Here is a 12,479-nt window from a genome sequence, read left to right as displayed (position 1 = left end):
GGCGCTGCGGCGTCCATTCCTTTTGTTCGTTCACACCCGCTCCAGCACCACGGCAATGCCCTACCCCACGCTGAATAGCCCCGACTTATCTAGACACTTTGAGCCGTTGGGAATGTCGCTGCTCGAACTCTACAGGTGATAGTCCTGCCGCCGACGAATGATGGCGCTGGGAGTTGTAGAACATTTCGATGTAGTTGAAGACGTCTGATCGCGCATCGTCACGGGTTGTATAGATCCGCCGGCGGATGCGTTCGCGCTTGAGCAACTGGAAGAAGCTCTCGGCCACAGCGTTGTCGTGGCAGTTGCCACGCCGGCTCATGCTGCTGACCAGGTTGTGCTCGCGCAGGAAGGTTTGCCACTCGTGGCTGGTGAACTGGCAGCCCTGATCGGAATGAACCATGACCGGCGCATGCGGCTGTCGGCGCCACAGTGCCATCAGCAGTGCATCGAGGACCAGGCTCGTGTTAATGCGGCTGCGCCTGTCGCTCAAGTGCAGGTATCGCATAGGCTTTGATCCACTTGTACAGGCTGTGCTGGCTCACTCCGATCCGGGCGGATACATCGGCCACCCGGTGGCCTCGCTCGGTGATCTGCTTGACCGCTTCGATCTTGAATTCTTCGGGATATGGCTGCTTCGTCATGGCACCTCCTATTGGGCCTCAGGTTTGAGGCTCAAAGGTGTCTAGTGCAGCCGGGGCTATTCACCCAAGAGCGTCACGATCATTCGACCGTGACACTCTTGGCAAGGTTTCTGGGCTTGTCCACATCCGTCCCTCGCGCGCAGGCGGTGTGGTAGGCCAGCAGCTGCAGCGGCACCACATGCAGCAGCGGGCTGAGGTGGCCGTAGTGTTCGGGCATGCGGATGACGTGGACGCCTTCGCTGCTTTCGATGTGGGTGTCGGCATCGGCCAGCACATACAGCACGCCGGCGCGTGCGCGCACTTCTTGCATGTTGCTCTTGAGTTTTTCCAGCAACGCGTCGTTGGGCGCCACGGTCACCACCGGCATGGCGCTGGTGACCAGGGCCAGGGGGCCGTGCTTGAGCTCGCCGGCCGGATAGGCCTCGGCGTGGATGTAGCTGATCTCCTTGAGCTTCAGCGCGCCTTCGAGCGCGATGGGGTAGTGCAGACCCCGGCCCAAAAAGAGTGCGTTCTCCATGCGGGCAAAGTCTTCGGCCCAGCTGATGAGCTGCGGCTCCAGTGCCAGCACGGCCTGCAGGGCCACGGGCAGGTGGCGCATGGCCTTGAGGTGGGCGGCTTCCTGCTCGTCCGTCAGGCGGCCCTTGGCTTGCGCCAGCGCCAGCGTCAGCAGGAACAGGCCGGCAAGCTGCGTGGTGAAGGCCTTGGTGCTGGCCACGCCAATCTCGACCCCCGCGCGGGTGACGTAGGCCAGCTTGCATTCGCGCACCATGGCACTGGTGACCACGTTGCAGATGGTGAGCGTGTGCTGCATGCCCAAAGACTGCGCATGGCGCAGGGCCGCCAGGGTGTCGGCCGTTTCTCCGCTCTGGCTGATGGTGACGACCAGGGTGCGCGGGTTGGGCACGCTGGTGCGATAGCGGTATTCGCTGGCCACTTCCACCTGGGTGGGGATGCCGGCGATGTCTTCCAGCCAGTATTTGGCCACGCAGCCGCTGTAGTAGCTGGTGCCGCAGGCCAGGATGAGCACGCTGTCGATCTCCTTGAACACGCGCCAGGCGGCGGCCCCCGGCTCGCCATGCACGCCGGCGCCGTCGAACAGCTCGGGCACGATGCCCGCCACACCTTCGAGCGTGTCGGCAATGGCGCGCGGCTGCTCGAAGATTTCCTTTTGCATGTAGTGGCGGTAGGGGCCCAGCTCGGCCGCGCCGCTGTGCGCCTGCACGGTGCGCACGGGGCGTTGCGCGGGTGTGAGGGCCGCGCCATCCTTGCCCACGATCCAGTAGCGGCCCAGCTGCAGGTCCACCAGGTCGCCTTCTTCGAGGTACACGATCTGGTCCGTCACACCGGCCAGGGCCATGGCGTCGCTGGCCAGGAAATGTTCCGAGCCCTCCTGGCCCACGCCCAGGATCAGCGGCGAGCCGGCACGCGCACCCACCACACGGTGGGGTTCGTCCTTGTGCACCACGGCAATGGCGTAGGCGCCATGCAATTCGGCGATGGTGGCCTTGACCGCGTCGAACAGGTCGCCGCTGTAATGGCTATCCACCAGGTGGGCAATGACTTCGGTGTCGGTCTGGCTCGCGAACACATAGCCGCGGGCCTGCAGGGCGGCGCGCAGCTCTTCGTGGTTTTCGATGATGCCGTTGTGCACCAGCGCCACGCGGCCCGCGCTGGTGGTGCTGGCGTCGGCGCCGGTGCCGTGGCTGAAATGGGGGTGCGCGTTGTGCACGGCGGGCGCGCCATGCGTGGCCCAGCGGGTGTGGGCAATGCCGGTGGCGCCGGCGATGTGCTCAGTGGCCACCTGCTCCAGCAGTTCGGCCACGCGCGCCGTGCTGCGGGCGCGCTGCAGGCCGCCGGGGACCGAGCCCTGGCGCGCGGCCTCCAGGCTGGAGGCGTGCACCGCCACGCCGCAGGAGTCATAACCCCGGTATTCGAGCCGTTGCAGGCCCTGCACGAGGATGGGAACGATGTTGCGCGTGGAGACCGCGCCGACGATGCCGCACATGGTGGTTGCCTTGGGTTGAAAAGATGCTGCGATGGTAGGCAGGTCAAAGAAAAATATTGGATTGATATTTCTTGAAATTTGAAATTTAATTTCACCATTCAATAGAAACGGAATTTAATTCCACAAAAAATCAATTTATGGAACAAATAGCAATAGATGCCACCGACCTGCAGTTGCTCCACCTGCTGCAAACCGATGCCGCGCAGAGCAACCAGTCCCTGGCGCAGCAGGTGCACGTGTCGCCGCCCACCTGCCTGCGGCGCGTCAAGCGCCTGCACGATGCCGGACTGATCGAGCGCCAGGTGGCCATCCTGCAGCCCGACCGGCTGGCGGCCCTGCAGGGCCACGGGCTGTCGGCCATCGTGGAGGTCACGCTGGACCGCCAGGGCGCCGAATGGCTGGACGCGTTCGAAGCCCGCGCCGTGGCGGACGACGGCGTGCAGCAGTGCTGGCGCGTGTCGCCGGGGCCGGATTTCATGCTGGTGGTGCACACGCGCGACATGCCGGCGTACCTGGCACTGTCGCAACGCCTGTTCACGGGCGACGCCAATGTGCGCAACGTCAAAGCCTTCTTTGCCACCCGCCGGGCAAAATTCGAGACAAAAATACCGATAGCGCTTCCCTGACAAGCGCCTGCAGCCATCTTTTTGCGGCATTCCGCCGGCATGGCGCCGGCCGCAAGCGCCCCGGCATTGCCATGGTGCCGGACTGCGGCCTACAGTAGCAGCCCCCGCTGCTGCCCCTTGCAGCCCCACCGCGAAGGAAACGCCGCATGGAATTCAAGGACTACTACCAGGTGCTGGGCGTCGGCAAGACCGCCACCGCCGAGGACATCAAGAAGGCCTACCGCAAGCTGGCGCGCAAGTACCACCCCGACGTGAGCAAGGAGGCCGATGCCATGGCCCGCATGGCCGAGATCAACGAAGCCAACGCCGTGCTCTCCGACCCCGAAAAGCGCGAAGCCTACGACGCCCTGGGCCGGCAGGCGCCGCACCGCCCGGGGCAGGATTTTCGCCCCCCGCCCAACTGGGACGCGGGCTTCGAGTTTTCCGACGGGGCAGGTGCGGCCGGCGGGCCCGACGGCGAATTCAGCGACTTTTTCGAGCAGCTGTTCGGCCGCCAGGCACGCACCCGGCGGGCCCACGGCGCACACCGCCAGCCGCCCCGCGATGCCGCATGGGATGGCGCAGCCCCACCCTCGCGCGGCAACGACCACCACGCCAAGATCGAGCTCGACCTGCTGGACGCCTACCAGGGCGCCGAGCGCAGCCTGGCGCTGCGCGGCGCCCGCCTCGATGCAGCAGGCCGCATGGTGCACGAGGAACGCAGCCTGCAGGTCAAGATCCCCAAGGGCGTGCGCGAAGGGCAGCTCATCCGCCTGACCGGCCAGGGCAGCCCGGGCACGGGTGGCGCGCCCGCGGGCGATCTGTTCCTGGAGGTGCATTTCAAGCCCGACGCGCGCTGGCGCGCCATCGACCGGGATGTGTACCAGCCCGTGGCCGTGGCGCCCTGGGAGGCCGAGCTGGGCGCCGTCATCGCGGTGCAGACCCCTGCGGGAGCCCTGGAGGTGACCGTGCCCGCGCACTGGAAATCCGGGCGCAAGCTGCGCCTGAAAGACCGGGGCATTCCGGCCGCCACGCCCGGAGACCTGTATCTGGAACTGAGCGTCGCCCTGCCACCAGCCCACAGCGACGCTGAGCGCGCCGCCTATGCCGCGCTGGGCGCGGCCTTTCCCCGCTTCAACCCGCGCGCCACTCCCGGAGCCTGACCATGCCCTCTGCCCACGACACCCCCACCATCCAGCCGGGCGAACTGCTGGATGAAGCAGCCGAACTCACCCTGGAGGACCTGGCCCGCATCTGCCACATGGCACCGGGCTGGGTCAGCGAACGGCTGGAAGCCGGCCTGCTGCAGACCGACGGCCCGGGCGGCCACTGGCGCTTCGCCAGCGCCACCGTGGTGCGCGCGCGTCGACTGGCCCAGCTGGAAACCACCTTCGACGCAGACCCCCATCTCGCCGCCCTCACGGCCGATCTGATCGAGGAAGTGGCGCGGCTGCGCCAGCGCCTGCAGCACCTGGAAGCCGCCACGAGAAACGGCCTTGCGCGGGGATGACGCATCCGGTGCCATTTTTTTCTGGCGCTGGCGGGGCGCTCCCTGTAGGCTTCTGTAACAACTCCACACCCAGCGCACGCCCTGCCCGGGCGGCGGCCCCTGACGCACCCACCATGCCCACCCCCCAACGCCAACTCCCTCGCCGGGTCTATCCCCTGCGATTGCTGGGCATGGGGCTCGGCGGCGTGGTGGCGGGCGTGGTGCTGTGGGAGCGCAACGCCAGCCTGCCGGCCTGGCTGTGCATGGCGCTCATTTCCTTCGTCTGGCCCCATGTGGCCTACCAGCTGAGCCACCGCAACTCCAACCCCTACCGCGCAGAAATACGCAATCTGCTGGTGGATTCGGCGCTGATCGTGGCCCTGATACCACTGATGCACTTCAACCTGCTGCCCAGCGTATTGATCATCACGCTGACCATGGTGGACAAGATCACCACCGGCATCCGCGGCCTGTGGGTCCGCTCGCTCCCTGGCATGGCCGGCGCGGCGGTGATCAGCACGGCTTTCGCCGGTTTTCACTGGGCACCGCATACATCCATGCCGGTGCTCATTGCGTGCCTGCCCGTGCTCGTCCTGCACACCCTGTCGGTCAGCGTGGTGAGCTACCGCCTGATCCGCGAGGTGTCACGGCAGAACCAGTTGCTCGACGAATTGCGGCGCATCGACGCCCTCACGGGCCTGTATGGCCGCGGCCACTGGCAAGAGCAGGCCGAGGCCACGCTGCGCCGCCACCATGCCACCGACGAACCCGCCTGCCTGGTGATGCTGGACATCGACCACTTCAAGCAGATCAACGACCAGCACGGCCACACCGTGGGCGACGAAGTGCTGCGTGCGCTGGCGCGCATCATCCTCGGCAACGTGCGCGCCACCGACTGCGCAGGCCGCTACGGCGGCGATGAATTCGCCATCGTGCTGCGCGGCATGCACCTGGACAACGCCATGGTGGTGGCCCAGCGCATCCGCGAACAGGTGCAGGCCCTGCAGCTGCACGACCTGCCCCAGCTGCAGCTCACCAGCAGCCTGGGCGTGGCCCCGGCCGACCACCGCCACAGCAGCCTGCGCGCCTGGACCCATGCCGCCGACTCCGAGCTCTACCAGGCCAAGGCCGCGGGGCGCAACCGGGTCTCGGCCGGCGCCATGCCGGCTCTGGCGCCGGTGGTCTAGGCAACGCGGAACAAGCCACCGCGATGGCGCGCGCCCTGGTTGGGGATGGAATGCAAGGCGCGGAGCGCAGCAATAGCCCCAGCCATTGCGCGCATTGGCTACGCGGCACGCGAGGGATTTGTTCAGCGTTGCCTCAGGAGGCTGCCGGCCACTGTCATGCCTTGGGCTGCTTGGCCGGGCGGTGCCAGTTCTCTTTGCTGACCTGCTTGCCGCGCGCCACGCCCAGCGCGCCGGGCGGCACATCCTTGGTGATGGTGCTGCCACCGCCCACCGTGCCGCCTGCACCGATGGTGACGGGCGCCACCAGCACGCAGTTGCTGCCGATGTGCACATCGGCCTCGATCACCGTGCGGTGCTTGTTCGCACCGTCGTAGTTGGCGGTGATGCTGCCCGCACCGTAATTCACGCGTTCGCCCACCGTGGCATCCCCCAGATACGCCAGGTGGTTGGCCTTGGCGCCGTCGGCCAGGGTCGAGTTCTTCACTTCCACGAAGTTGCCGATGTGCACCTCGCGGCCCAGCTGCGCGCCGGGGCGCAGGCGGGCAAAGGGGCCGATCAGCGCGCCCGCCCCCACGGTGGCGCCCAGCTTTTCGCCGTCGATGTGGGTGAAGGGGTGGATCACCGCACCGGCCGCGATGCGCGCGTTGGCAATGCAGCAGTTCGCGCCGATGTGCACGCCCTCACCCAGCTCCACGCGGCCGGTGAAGACGCAGTTCACGTCGATCTCCACGTCCTGGCCGCACACCAGCGCGCCGCGCACGCCGGTGCGCGCGTCGTCGCGCAGATCCAGGCGCGCCGGATCGGCCAGGCGCACGCCCTGCTCCATCAGGCTGCGCGCGGTGCGCAGCTGGTGGGCGCGCTCCAGCTCGGCCAGTTGCAGCGGGCTGTTCACCCCCGCCACCTGCAGCGCGTCGGTGATGCGGTGGGCCACCACGGGCACGGCATCCTGCACGGCCATGGCAACGATGTCGGTGAGGTAGTACTCGCCCTGGGCGTTGTCGTTGGTCAGCCGCGCCAGCCAGCCGCGCAGCAGCCGCGCGGGCACGGCCATGATGCCGCTGTAGACCTCGGTGATGGCGCGCTGGGCGTCGGTGGCGTCCTTGTGTTCGACGATGCCCTGCACGGCGCCTTGCGCATCGCGCACGATGCGGCCATAGCCCGTGGGGTCGGGCAGGGCCACGGTGAGCAGCGCCAGCCGGTCGCCGACCGAGGCAGCCACCAGCGCGCGCAGCGTGTCGGCCTGGGTCAGCGGCACATCGCCCGATAGCACCACCACGGTGCCATCGTCGCGCAGGTGCGGCACGGCCTGCTGCACCGCGTGGCCCGTGCCCAGCTGGGGCTCCTGGCGTACAAATTTCAGATCAAAAGTGCCATCAGTGCTTGCTGCGCCTGCGGTCGCAGCTTCTACTTCTGCAGCACCGTGGCCCGTGATGACGATGGCGCTGCGCGCGCCCAGGTGCGCGGCCTGGTCCAGCACATGGTGCAGCAGCGGGCGCCCGGCCAGGCGCTGCAGCACTTTGGGGATGCGGCTTTTCATGCGCGTGCCCTTGCCGGCCGCCATGATGAGAATGTCGAGTGGGGTCATAAAGAAACGGGGTTGTGCGCGCGGCAACAGCACGCCGCGCGGGCATGGCGTGGATTATCGGTTGCCGCATGCCCTGCACCAAAAAGCGATTGAAACAATGGCTATCAGCACTGACCCCTGAAACGCCTGCATTCATTGCACCGCATCAAGGCAGGGCAGCGCAAGGGCCGCGCTGGCGCCGGGGCACGGTCCGGTGCAGGGCAAACCGGGCCAGGCCGGCGACACACCGCCCGCCCGCGCCGGCCACGTCCGCCATGGCCGTGCCCAGGGCCCGCCCGCCCTGGCCCAGCGCGTGCCGCAGATCCCGCAGCGGCTGCACCACGCCACCCTCCCAGTCGCAGGAGGCGGCGCCCGCAGCAGGGGCCAGTGTGGCCGGGGCCGCCGTCACACCGCTCCAGCACAATGCCGCAGCATCGGCGCTGGCGCACGGCCCCCAGGTCTCCACCACGGCATGCTGACCGGCTGCGATGCACAGGTGCTCGCCCGCCTGGAGCACATGGTCGGCCACGGCGCCCGGCCGATCGCTCCAAGACCCGCGCAGGGTGAGCCAGACCCGGCCCTGGACCACCTCCAGCACCCCAGCGCAACGCGGGCGCAGCGACAGGGCCTGGCCGGCGGCCAGCACGGAGGGTTGCAATGGCAGAACATGGGGAGTGAACATGACAGGCTCCTTGACTCATGAAGAAGGGTTGCGCAGAAGGAATGGTGCGCCGCCCATGCCCCACAGTCCAATGAAAACGCGCTACGCTATTCATTCCATCCACGCATGAATCATCTGAGCATGGTTTCCGCCGAATACGCCCCCGCCGTGCTGCGCACCCGCCCCGTGGCCACGGGCCACTGGCGCGCCTTTCTGGCCGTGGCACGGCACCTGAACTTTCGCGCCGCCGCCGATGAGCTGGCGCTCACCCAGTCGGCCGTGAGTCGCCAGATCCAGGCGCTCGAAGACGAAGTGGGTGTTGCGCTGTTCCTGCGCCACACGCGGGCCGTGGAGCTGACCAGCGCGGGCGCCCAGCTGCAGCGCGCGGTGGCACCCGCGCTGGAGCGCATGGACACCGCCGTGCGCCTGGTGCGCCAGACGGCGGGCCGGCGCAGCGTGGCCATCACCACCTGGGCGAGCTTTGCGTCGATGTGGCTGATCCCGCGCATGGAAGAATTTCAGCGCGACAACCCCGGCATCGACATCCGCATTGATGCCAGCGACGTGGCGGTGGACCTGGAAACCTCAGACGTGGACCTGGCCCTGCGCTGCAGCCTGCCGGGTGCGGGCACCCAGGGCGGGCAGCGCCTGTTTGGCGAGCAGCTGGCGGTGGTGGCCAGCCCCTGGCTGCTCAAAAGCGGCCAGCCCCTGCGCACCCCGGCCGATGTGGCCCGGTTCACCTTGATCGAGGCGAGCGACGCGCACCGCAGCCAGCACCTGGAATGGCTCAGCTGGCGCCGCTGGTTCGATGCCCGCGACCTGGCCAAGCTGCAGCCCGAACGCTGGCTGTACTTCAACTACGCCCACCAGATCGTGCAGGCCGCCCTGGCCGGCCAGGGCCTGGCGCTGGCGCGCATGCCGCTGATTGCCGACGCGCTGGCCGCCGGCGACCTGGTGGAGGTGCTGCCCGGCCACCGCATCGATTCGCCCCTGGCTTACTGGCTGATGGTGGGGCCGCGCAGCAGCCAGCGGCCGGAAATCAAGGCCTTTTGCGCCTGGCTGCAGGTGCAAGCCGAGGCCACGCGCGCGGCGATTGGGGATGTGCCCGACCCGGACCTGAACGACAACCTGGACTGACCACCCAAAAAGTGCCGAGCCCCGGCGGACTCTGCACTTCCAAATTGAGAGCTTTCAGCGCTTATTGAACCAGCGCCTACAGCCATTTTCACCCACAATCAGGCCAGGGTCACCCGTGCAAACTTGCGCTTGCCCACCTGCACCACGTAGGTACCTGCTTCGAGCTTGAGCCCCTTGTCGCTGACCACGCCGCCGTCGATGCGCACGCCGCCACCCTCGATCAGGCGGTTGGCCTCGCTGGTCGAGGGCGCCAGGTTGGCCTGCTTGAGCAGGGCGCCAATGCCCAGCGGGGCGCCCGACAGCGCCACCTCGGGAATCTCGTCGGGCACGCCGCCCTTGCTGCGGTGGATGAAGTCCTGCTCGGCCGCATCGGCCGCCGCAGCGCTGTGAAAGCGCGCAGTGATCTCCTTGGCCAGCGCCACCTTGGCGTCCTTGGGATTGCGGCCATTCGCCACCTCGGCCTTGAGGGCCTCGATCTGCGCAAGCGACTGGAATGACAGCAGCGTGTACCAGCGCCACATCAGCGTGTCGGAAATGCTCAGCACCTTGGCATACATGGTGTTGGCGTCTTCGCTGATGCCGATGTAGTTGTTCTTGGATTTGGACATCTTCTCGATGCCGTCCAGGCCTTCGAGCAGCGGCATGGTCAGAATGCACTGCGGCTCCTGGCCGTATTCCTGCTGCAGATGGCGCCCCATGAGCAGGTTGAACTTCTGATCGGTGCCACCCAGCTCCAGGTCGCTCTTCAGGGCCACGGAGTCGTAGCCCTGCATCAGCGGGTAGAGAAACTCGTGCACCGCAATCGGGTTGCCCGCCTTGAAACGGTCGTGGAAATCGTTGCGCTCCATCATGCGCGCGACGGTGAACCGGGAGGCCAGCTGGATCATGCCCGTCGCGCCCAGCGGCTCGCTCCACTCGCTGTTGTAGCGGATCTCGGTGCGCGCCGGGTCCAGCACCATGCTGGCCTGGCGGTAGTACGTCTCGGCGTTGAACTGGATCTGCTCGGGCGTGAGCGGCGGGCGCGTGCTGTTGCGCCCCGAGGGGTCGCCGATCAGGCTGGTGAAATCGCCGATCAGGAAGATCACCTGGTGGCCCAGGTCCTGCAATTGCCGCATCTTGTTGAGCACCACGGTGTGGCCGATGTGGATGTCCGGCGCCGTCGGGTCCAGCCCCAGTTTGATGCGCAGCGGCTGGCCCGTGGTTTCGGAGCGCGCCAGCTTCTTGATCCACTCGTCCTGCGGCAGCAGCTCGTCCACGCCGCGCAACGAGATTTCAAGGGCCCGTCCTACACCATCGGATACCAGGTTCTTTGTAACAGCAGATTGATTCATAAGGGTTTTCTGGGATGTCTAGACAGCGTGCCCCGCTATACTTCAGCCCACATTGCAGTGGGCAGATTCTAGTGGTCTCGCCGTTTCGACACCTCGGCAGCCCTGTCGCATTCCTGCAACCTGACCGCCTGCACTCCCGGTTTTGCCCCGTTTTGCAGCGGGAACCATGCCGGCAGCACCTTCAACCTTGGGGACAGACCTTTGATCAACGGCTTCACCACCGCCACCACCGTATTGCTGGCCCGGCTGGTTCACTGTGTCCAGAAACACCCCCAACGCATCACCGCCGCCGTGGCAACCCTGCTGCTGACCGGCGGCGGCGGCGCATTTGCCGTGGCATCGTTGGCCCCCGATCCATCGGATCTTCCCGTGCGCCAGATCAGCTACGCCGTCGAGTCGCTGGCGGCCAACCCGGTGCTGGAGGCCCTGGAAGCACCCGGTTTCTCGCTGTACCGCTCGGAACAGACCCGCAGCAGCGACACCGCGGAGTCCTTGCTGCAGCGCATGGGCGTGGCCGATCCGGCCGCCTCGGCCTTCCTGCGCGACGACGCCCAGGTTCGCCAGAACCTGCTGGGCCGCGCAGGGCGCTCGGTCTCGGCCGAAACCACCGATGACCACCACCTTTTGCGCCTGACCGCCCGCTGGGCCCCGGACGACAGCGGCAACTTCCGCCGTCTGGTGGTCGAGCGTTCCGGCGAGCGGTTCACCTCGCGCATCGAGTCCGCCCCCCTCACCACGGGCAGCCGCCTGGCGGGCGGGGTGATACAGAGCTCGCTGTTTGCCGCCACCGACGCATCCAGCATCCCCGATGCCGTGGCCGTGCAGCTGGCCGAGGTGTTCTCGGGCAACATCGACTTTCACCGGTCGCTGCGCAAGGGTGATCGCTTCTCGGTGGTCTATGAAACCCTGGAAGCCGACGGCGAACCGCTGCGCAGCGGTCGCGTGCTCAGCGCGGAGTTCCACAACAACGGCAAAACCCATGAGGCGGTGTGGTTCCAGGAACCTGGCACCGCCAAAGGCGCCTACTACACCCTGGATGGCGCCAGCATGCGCCGCGCCTACCTCACCTCGCCGGTGGAGTTTTCCCGCGTGAGCAGCAGCTTCAAGATGCGTTTTCACCCCATCCTGCAGAAGTGGCGCGCCCATCTGGGCACCGACTATGCCGCGCCCACGGGCACGGCGGTGCGCACGGTGGGTGACGGTGTCATCGAATTTGCCGGCGTGCAGAACGGTTTCGGCAACGTGATCTACGTGAAGCACCGCAACCAGCACCAGACCGTGTACGCCCACCTGAGCCGGATGGACGTGAAAAAGGGCCAGACCGTCGAACAGGGCCAGACCATTGGCGCCGTGGGCGCGACGGGCTGGGCTACCGGCCCGCACCTGCATTTCGAATTCCGCGTGAACGGACAGCAGCAAGATCCACAAGCCATCGCCCAGCAAAGTGAATCCGCCGCCCCGGTGTCGGCCGCCGCCCGTCCCGCCTTCGACCGGTTGGCCGCGAACATGCGCGTGCAACTGTCGGCTGCTGCACTGGTGCAGCAGGCCAGCGCCGAGTAAGCCGCAACCGGCACGCCGCTCTGAGAACCTGTTCAATGTCTTTTGGGAGATCACATTGGAGTGCAATCGGGATGAGTGGATGCTTCGGATGCGCCGCATGGGCTCATGCCCATGCAAGCAGCCGGGGCGTCCAATCGCCCGATTTCACTCCAACCCTTCGGGCAAGTGCCTTGCCGGGCGGTCTGCGGCGTTGCGGCGCTTGCCAATAGCTGAGCTATTGGCTGCGCACAGCGCCTTGCATCCCATCCCGGCAAGACACTTGTGTGGCTCCAAAAAGACATTGAACAGGTTCTGATGTT

The 12,479-nt window shown here is 67.0% G+C and carries 11 protein-coding genes and 1 pseudogene; 6 read left to right on the top strand and 6 right to left on the bottom strand.

Translation table 11 applies throughout. From position 1 onward, the window contains the following. Positions 1 to 85 precede the first annotated feature (85 nt). From AC1RDS_RS14455 to glmS, 3 genes and pseudogenes are all read right to left on the bottom strand, one after another. Positions 86 to 475, bottom strand: a pseudogene (locus AC1RDS_RS14455) (IS3 family transposase); the annotation flags it as partial. Continuing rightward, entirely contained in the window at positions 465 to 641 is a 177-nt protein-coding gene (locus tag AC1RDS_RS14450; protein WP_492227114.1) for a transposase, read from the bottom strand. The gene AC1RDS_RS14450 and the pseudogene AC1RDS_RS14455, both read right to left, overlap by 11 nt. Before the next feature lie 79 nt (positions 642 to 720). Continuing rightward, on the bottom strand, positions 721 to 2,646 hold the full coding sequence (glmS, locus tag AC1RDS_RS14445) for a glutamine--fructose-6-phosphate transaminase (isomerizing) (protein ID WP_026437688.1): 1,926 nt from the start codon (positions 2,644 to 2,646) through the stop codon (positions 721 to 723). A gap of 137 nt (positions 2,647 to 2,783) precedes the next feature. Between glmS and AC1RDS_RS14440 the strand changes: the two genes are divergently transcribed. The 4 genes from AC1RDS_RS14440 to AC1RDS_RS14425 all read left to right on the top strand — a co-directional run bounded on the left by AC1RDS_RS14440 (position 2,784) and on the right by AC1RDS_RS14425 (position 5,927). Then, positions 2,784 to 3,272: an Lrp/AsnC family transcriptional regulator gene (locus AC1RDS_RS14440; protein WP_026437689.1), complete on the top strand. Its 489-nt coding sequence runs from the start codon at positions 2,784 to 2,786 to the stop codon at positions 3,270 to 3,272. 146 nt (positions 3,273 to 3,418) lie between these two features. Continuing rightward, positions 3,419 to 4,414: a DnaJ C-terminal domain-containing protein gene (locus AC1RDS_RS14435; RefSeq protein ID WP_026437690.1), complete on the top strand. Its 996-nt coding sequence runs from the start codon at positions 3,419 to 3,421 to the stop codon at positions 4,412 to 4,414. Positions 4,415 to 4,416: 2 nt separating this feature from the next. After that, positions 4,417 to 4,761: a chaperone modulator CbpM gene (locus AC1RDS_RS14430; protein WP_026437691.1), complete on the top strand. Its 345-nt coding sequence runs from the start codon at positions 4,417 to 4,419 to the stop codon at positions 4,759 to 4,761. 113 nt (positions 4,762 to 4,874) lie between these two features. Then, the gene (locus tag AC1RDS_RS14425) at positions 4,875 to 5,927 is read left to right on the top strand and encodes a sensor domain-containing diguanylate cyclase (protein ID WP_348682474.1); all 1,053 of its coding nucleotides are present in this window, start codon (positions 4,875 to 4,877) and stop codon (positions 5,925 to 5,927) included. A 154-nt stretch (positions 5,928 to 6,081) separates the two neighbouring features. On the opposite strand, the gene glmU is transcribed toward AC1RDS_RS14425, so the two are convergent. Both glmU and AC1RDS_RS14415 read right to left on the bottom strand, forming a co-directional pair. Continuing rightward, the gene (gene glmU, locus AC1RDS_RS14420; RefSeq protein WP_348682473.1) at positions 6,082 to 7,512 is read right to left on the bottom strand and encodes a bifunctional UDP-N-acetylglucosamine diphosphorylase/glucosamine-1-phosphate N-acetyltransferase GlmU; all 1,431 of its coding nucleotides are present in this window, start codon (positions 7,510 to 7,512) and stop codon (positions 6,082 to 6,084) included. A gap of 145 nt (positions 7,513 to 7,657) precedes the next feature. Next, on the bottom strand, positions 7,658 to 8,173 hold the full coding sequence (locus tag AC1RDS_RS14415; protein WP_348682472.1) for a DUF2917 domain-containing protein: 516 nt from the start codon (positions 8,171 to 8,173) through the stop codon (positions 7,658 to 7,660). A 120-nt stretch (positions 8,174 to 8,293) separates the two neighbouring features. On the opposite strand from AC1RDS_RS14415, the gene AC1RDS_RS14410 reads away from it, so the two are divergent. Beyond that, positions 8,294 to 9,289 carry a LysR substrate-binding domain-containing protein gene (locus tag AC1RDS_RS14410; RefSeq protein ID WP_348682478.1) on the top strand — a complete coding sequence of 332 codons (996 nt, stop codon included), beginning with the start codon at positions 8,294 to 8,296 and terminating at the stop codon, positions 9,287 to 9,289. 98 nt (positions 9,290 to 9,387) lie between these two features. On the opposite strand, the gene tyrS is transcribed toward AC1RDS_RS14410, so the two are convergent. Next, positions 9,388 to 10,620 (bottom strand): tyrosine--tRNA ligase, encoded by a 1,233-nt coding sequence (tyrS, locus tag AC1RDS_RS14405; protein WP_348682471.1) that lies wholly within the window; start codon positions 10,618 to 10,620, stop codon positions 9,388 to 9,390. A 201-nt stretch (positions 10,621 to 10,821) separates the two neighbouring features. On the opposite strand from tyrS, the gene AC1RDS_RS14400 reads away from it, so the two are divergent. Next, positions 10,822 to 12,180, top strand: a complete 1,359-nt coding sequence (locus AC1RDS_RS14400; RefSeq protein WP_348682470.1) for a M23 family metallopeptidase — start codon at positions 10,822 to 10,824, stop codon at positions 12,178 to 12,180. Positions 12,181 to 12,479: the final 299 nt, after the last annotated feature.

It is taken from the genome of Acidovorax sp. GW823-FHT02H02, assembly GCF_058797075.1.
Note: the sequence above shows the minus strand (reverse complement) of the source record. Positions and strands in the feature narration are given on the sequence as shown.

Coding starts and splice junctions, on each gene's coding strand:
- AC1RDS_RS14450 (WP_492227114.1), bottom strand. CDS start 641: ATGACGAAGCAGCCATATCCCGAAGAATTCAAGATCGAAGCGGTCAAG.
- glmS (WP_026437688.1), bottom strand. CDS start 2,646: ATGTGCGGCATCGTCGGCGCGGTCTCCACGCGCAACATCGTTCCCATC.
- AC1RDS_RS14440 (WP_026437689.1), top strand. CDS start 2,784: ATGGAACAAATAGCAATAGATGCCACCGACCTGCAGTTGCTCCACCTG.
- AC1RDS_RS14435 (WP_026437690.1), top strand. CDS start 3,419: ATGGAATTCAAGGACTACTACCAGGTGCTGGGCGTCGGCAAGACCGCC.
- AC1RDS_RS14430 (WP_026437691.1), top strand. CDS start 4,417: ATGCCCTCTGCCCACGACACCCCCACCATCCAGCCGGGCGAACTGCTG.
- AC1RDS_RS14425 (WP_348682474.1), top strand. CDS start 4,875: ATGCCCACCCCCCAACGCCAACTCCCTCGCCGGGTCTATCCCCTGCGA.
- glmU (WP_348682473.1), bottom strand. CDS start 7,512: ATGACCCCACTCGACATTCTCATCATGGCGGCCGGCAAGGGCACGCGC.
- AC1RDS_RS14415 (WP_348682472.1), bottom strand. CDS start 8,173: ATGTTCACTCCCCATGTTCTGCCATTGCAACCCTCCGTGCTGGCCGCC.
- AC1RDS_RS14410 (WP_348682478.1), top strand. CDS start 8,294: ATGGTTTCCGCCGAATACGCCCCCGCCGTGCTGCGCACCCGCCCCGTG.
- tyrS (WP_348682471.1), bottom strand. CDS start 10,620: ATGAATCAATCTGCTGTTACAAAGAACCTGGTATCCGATGGTGTAGGA.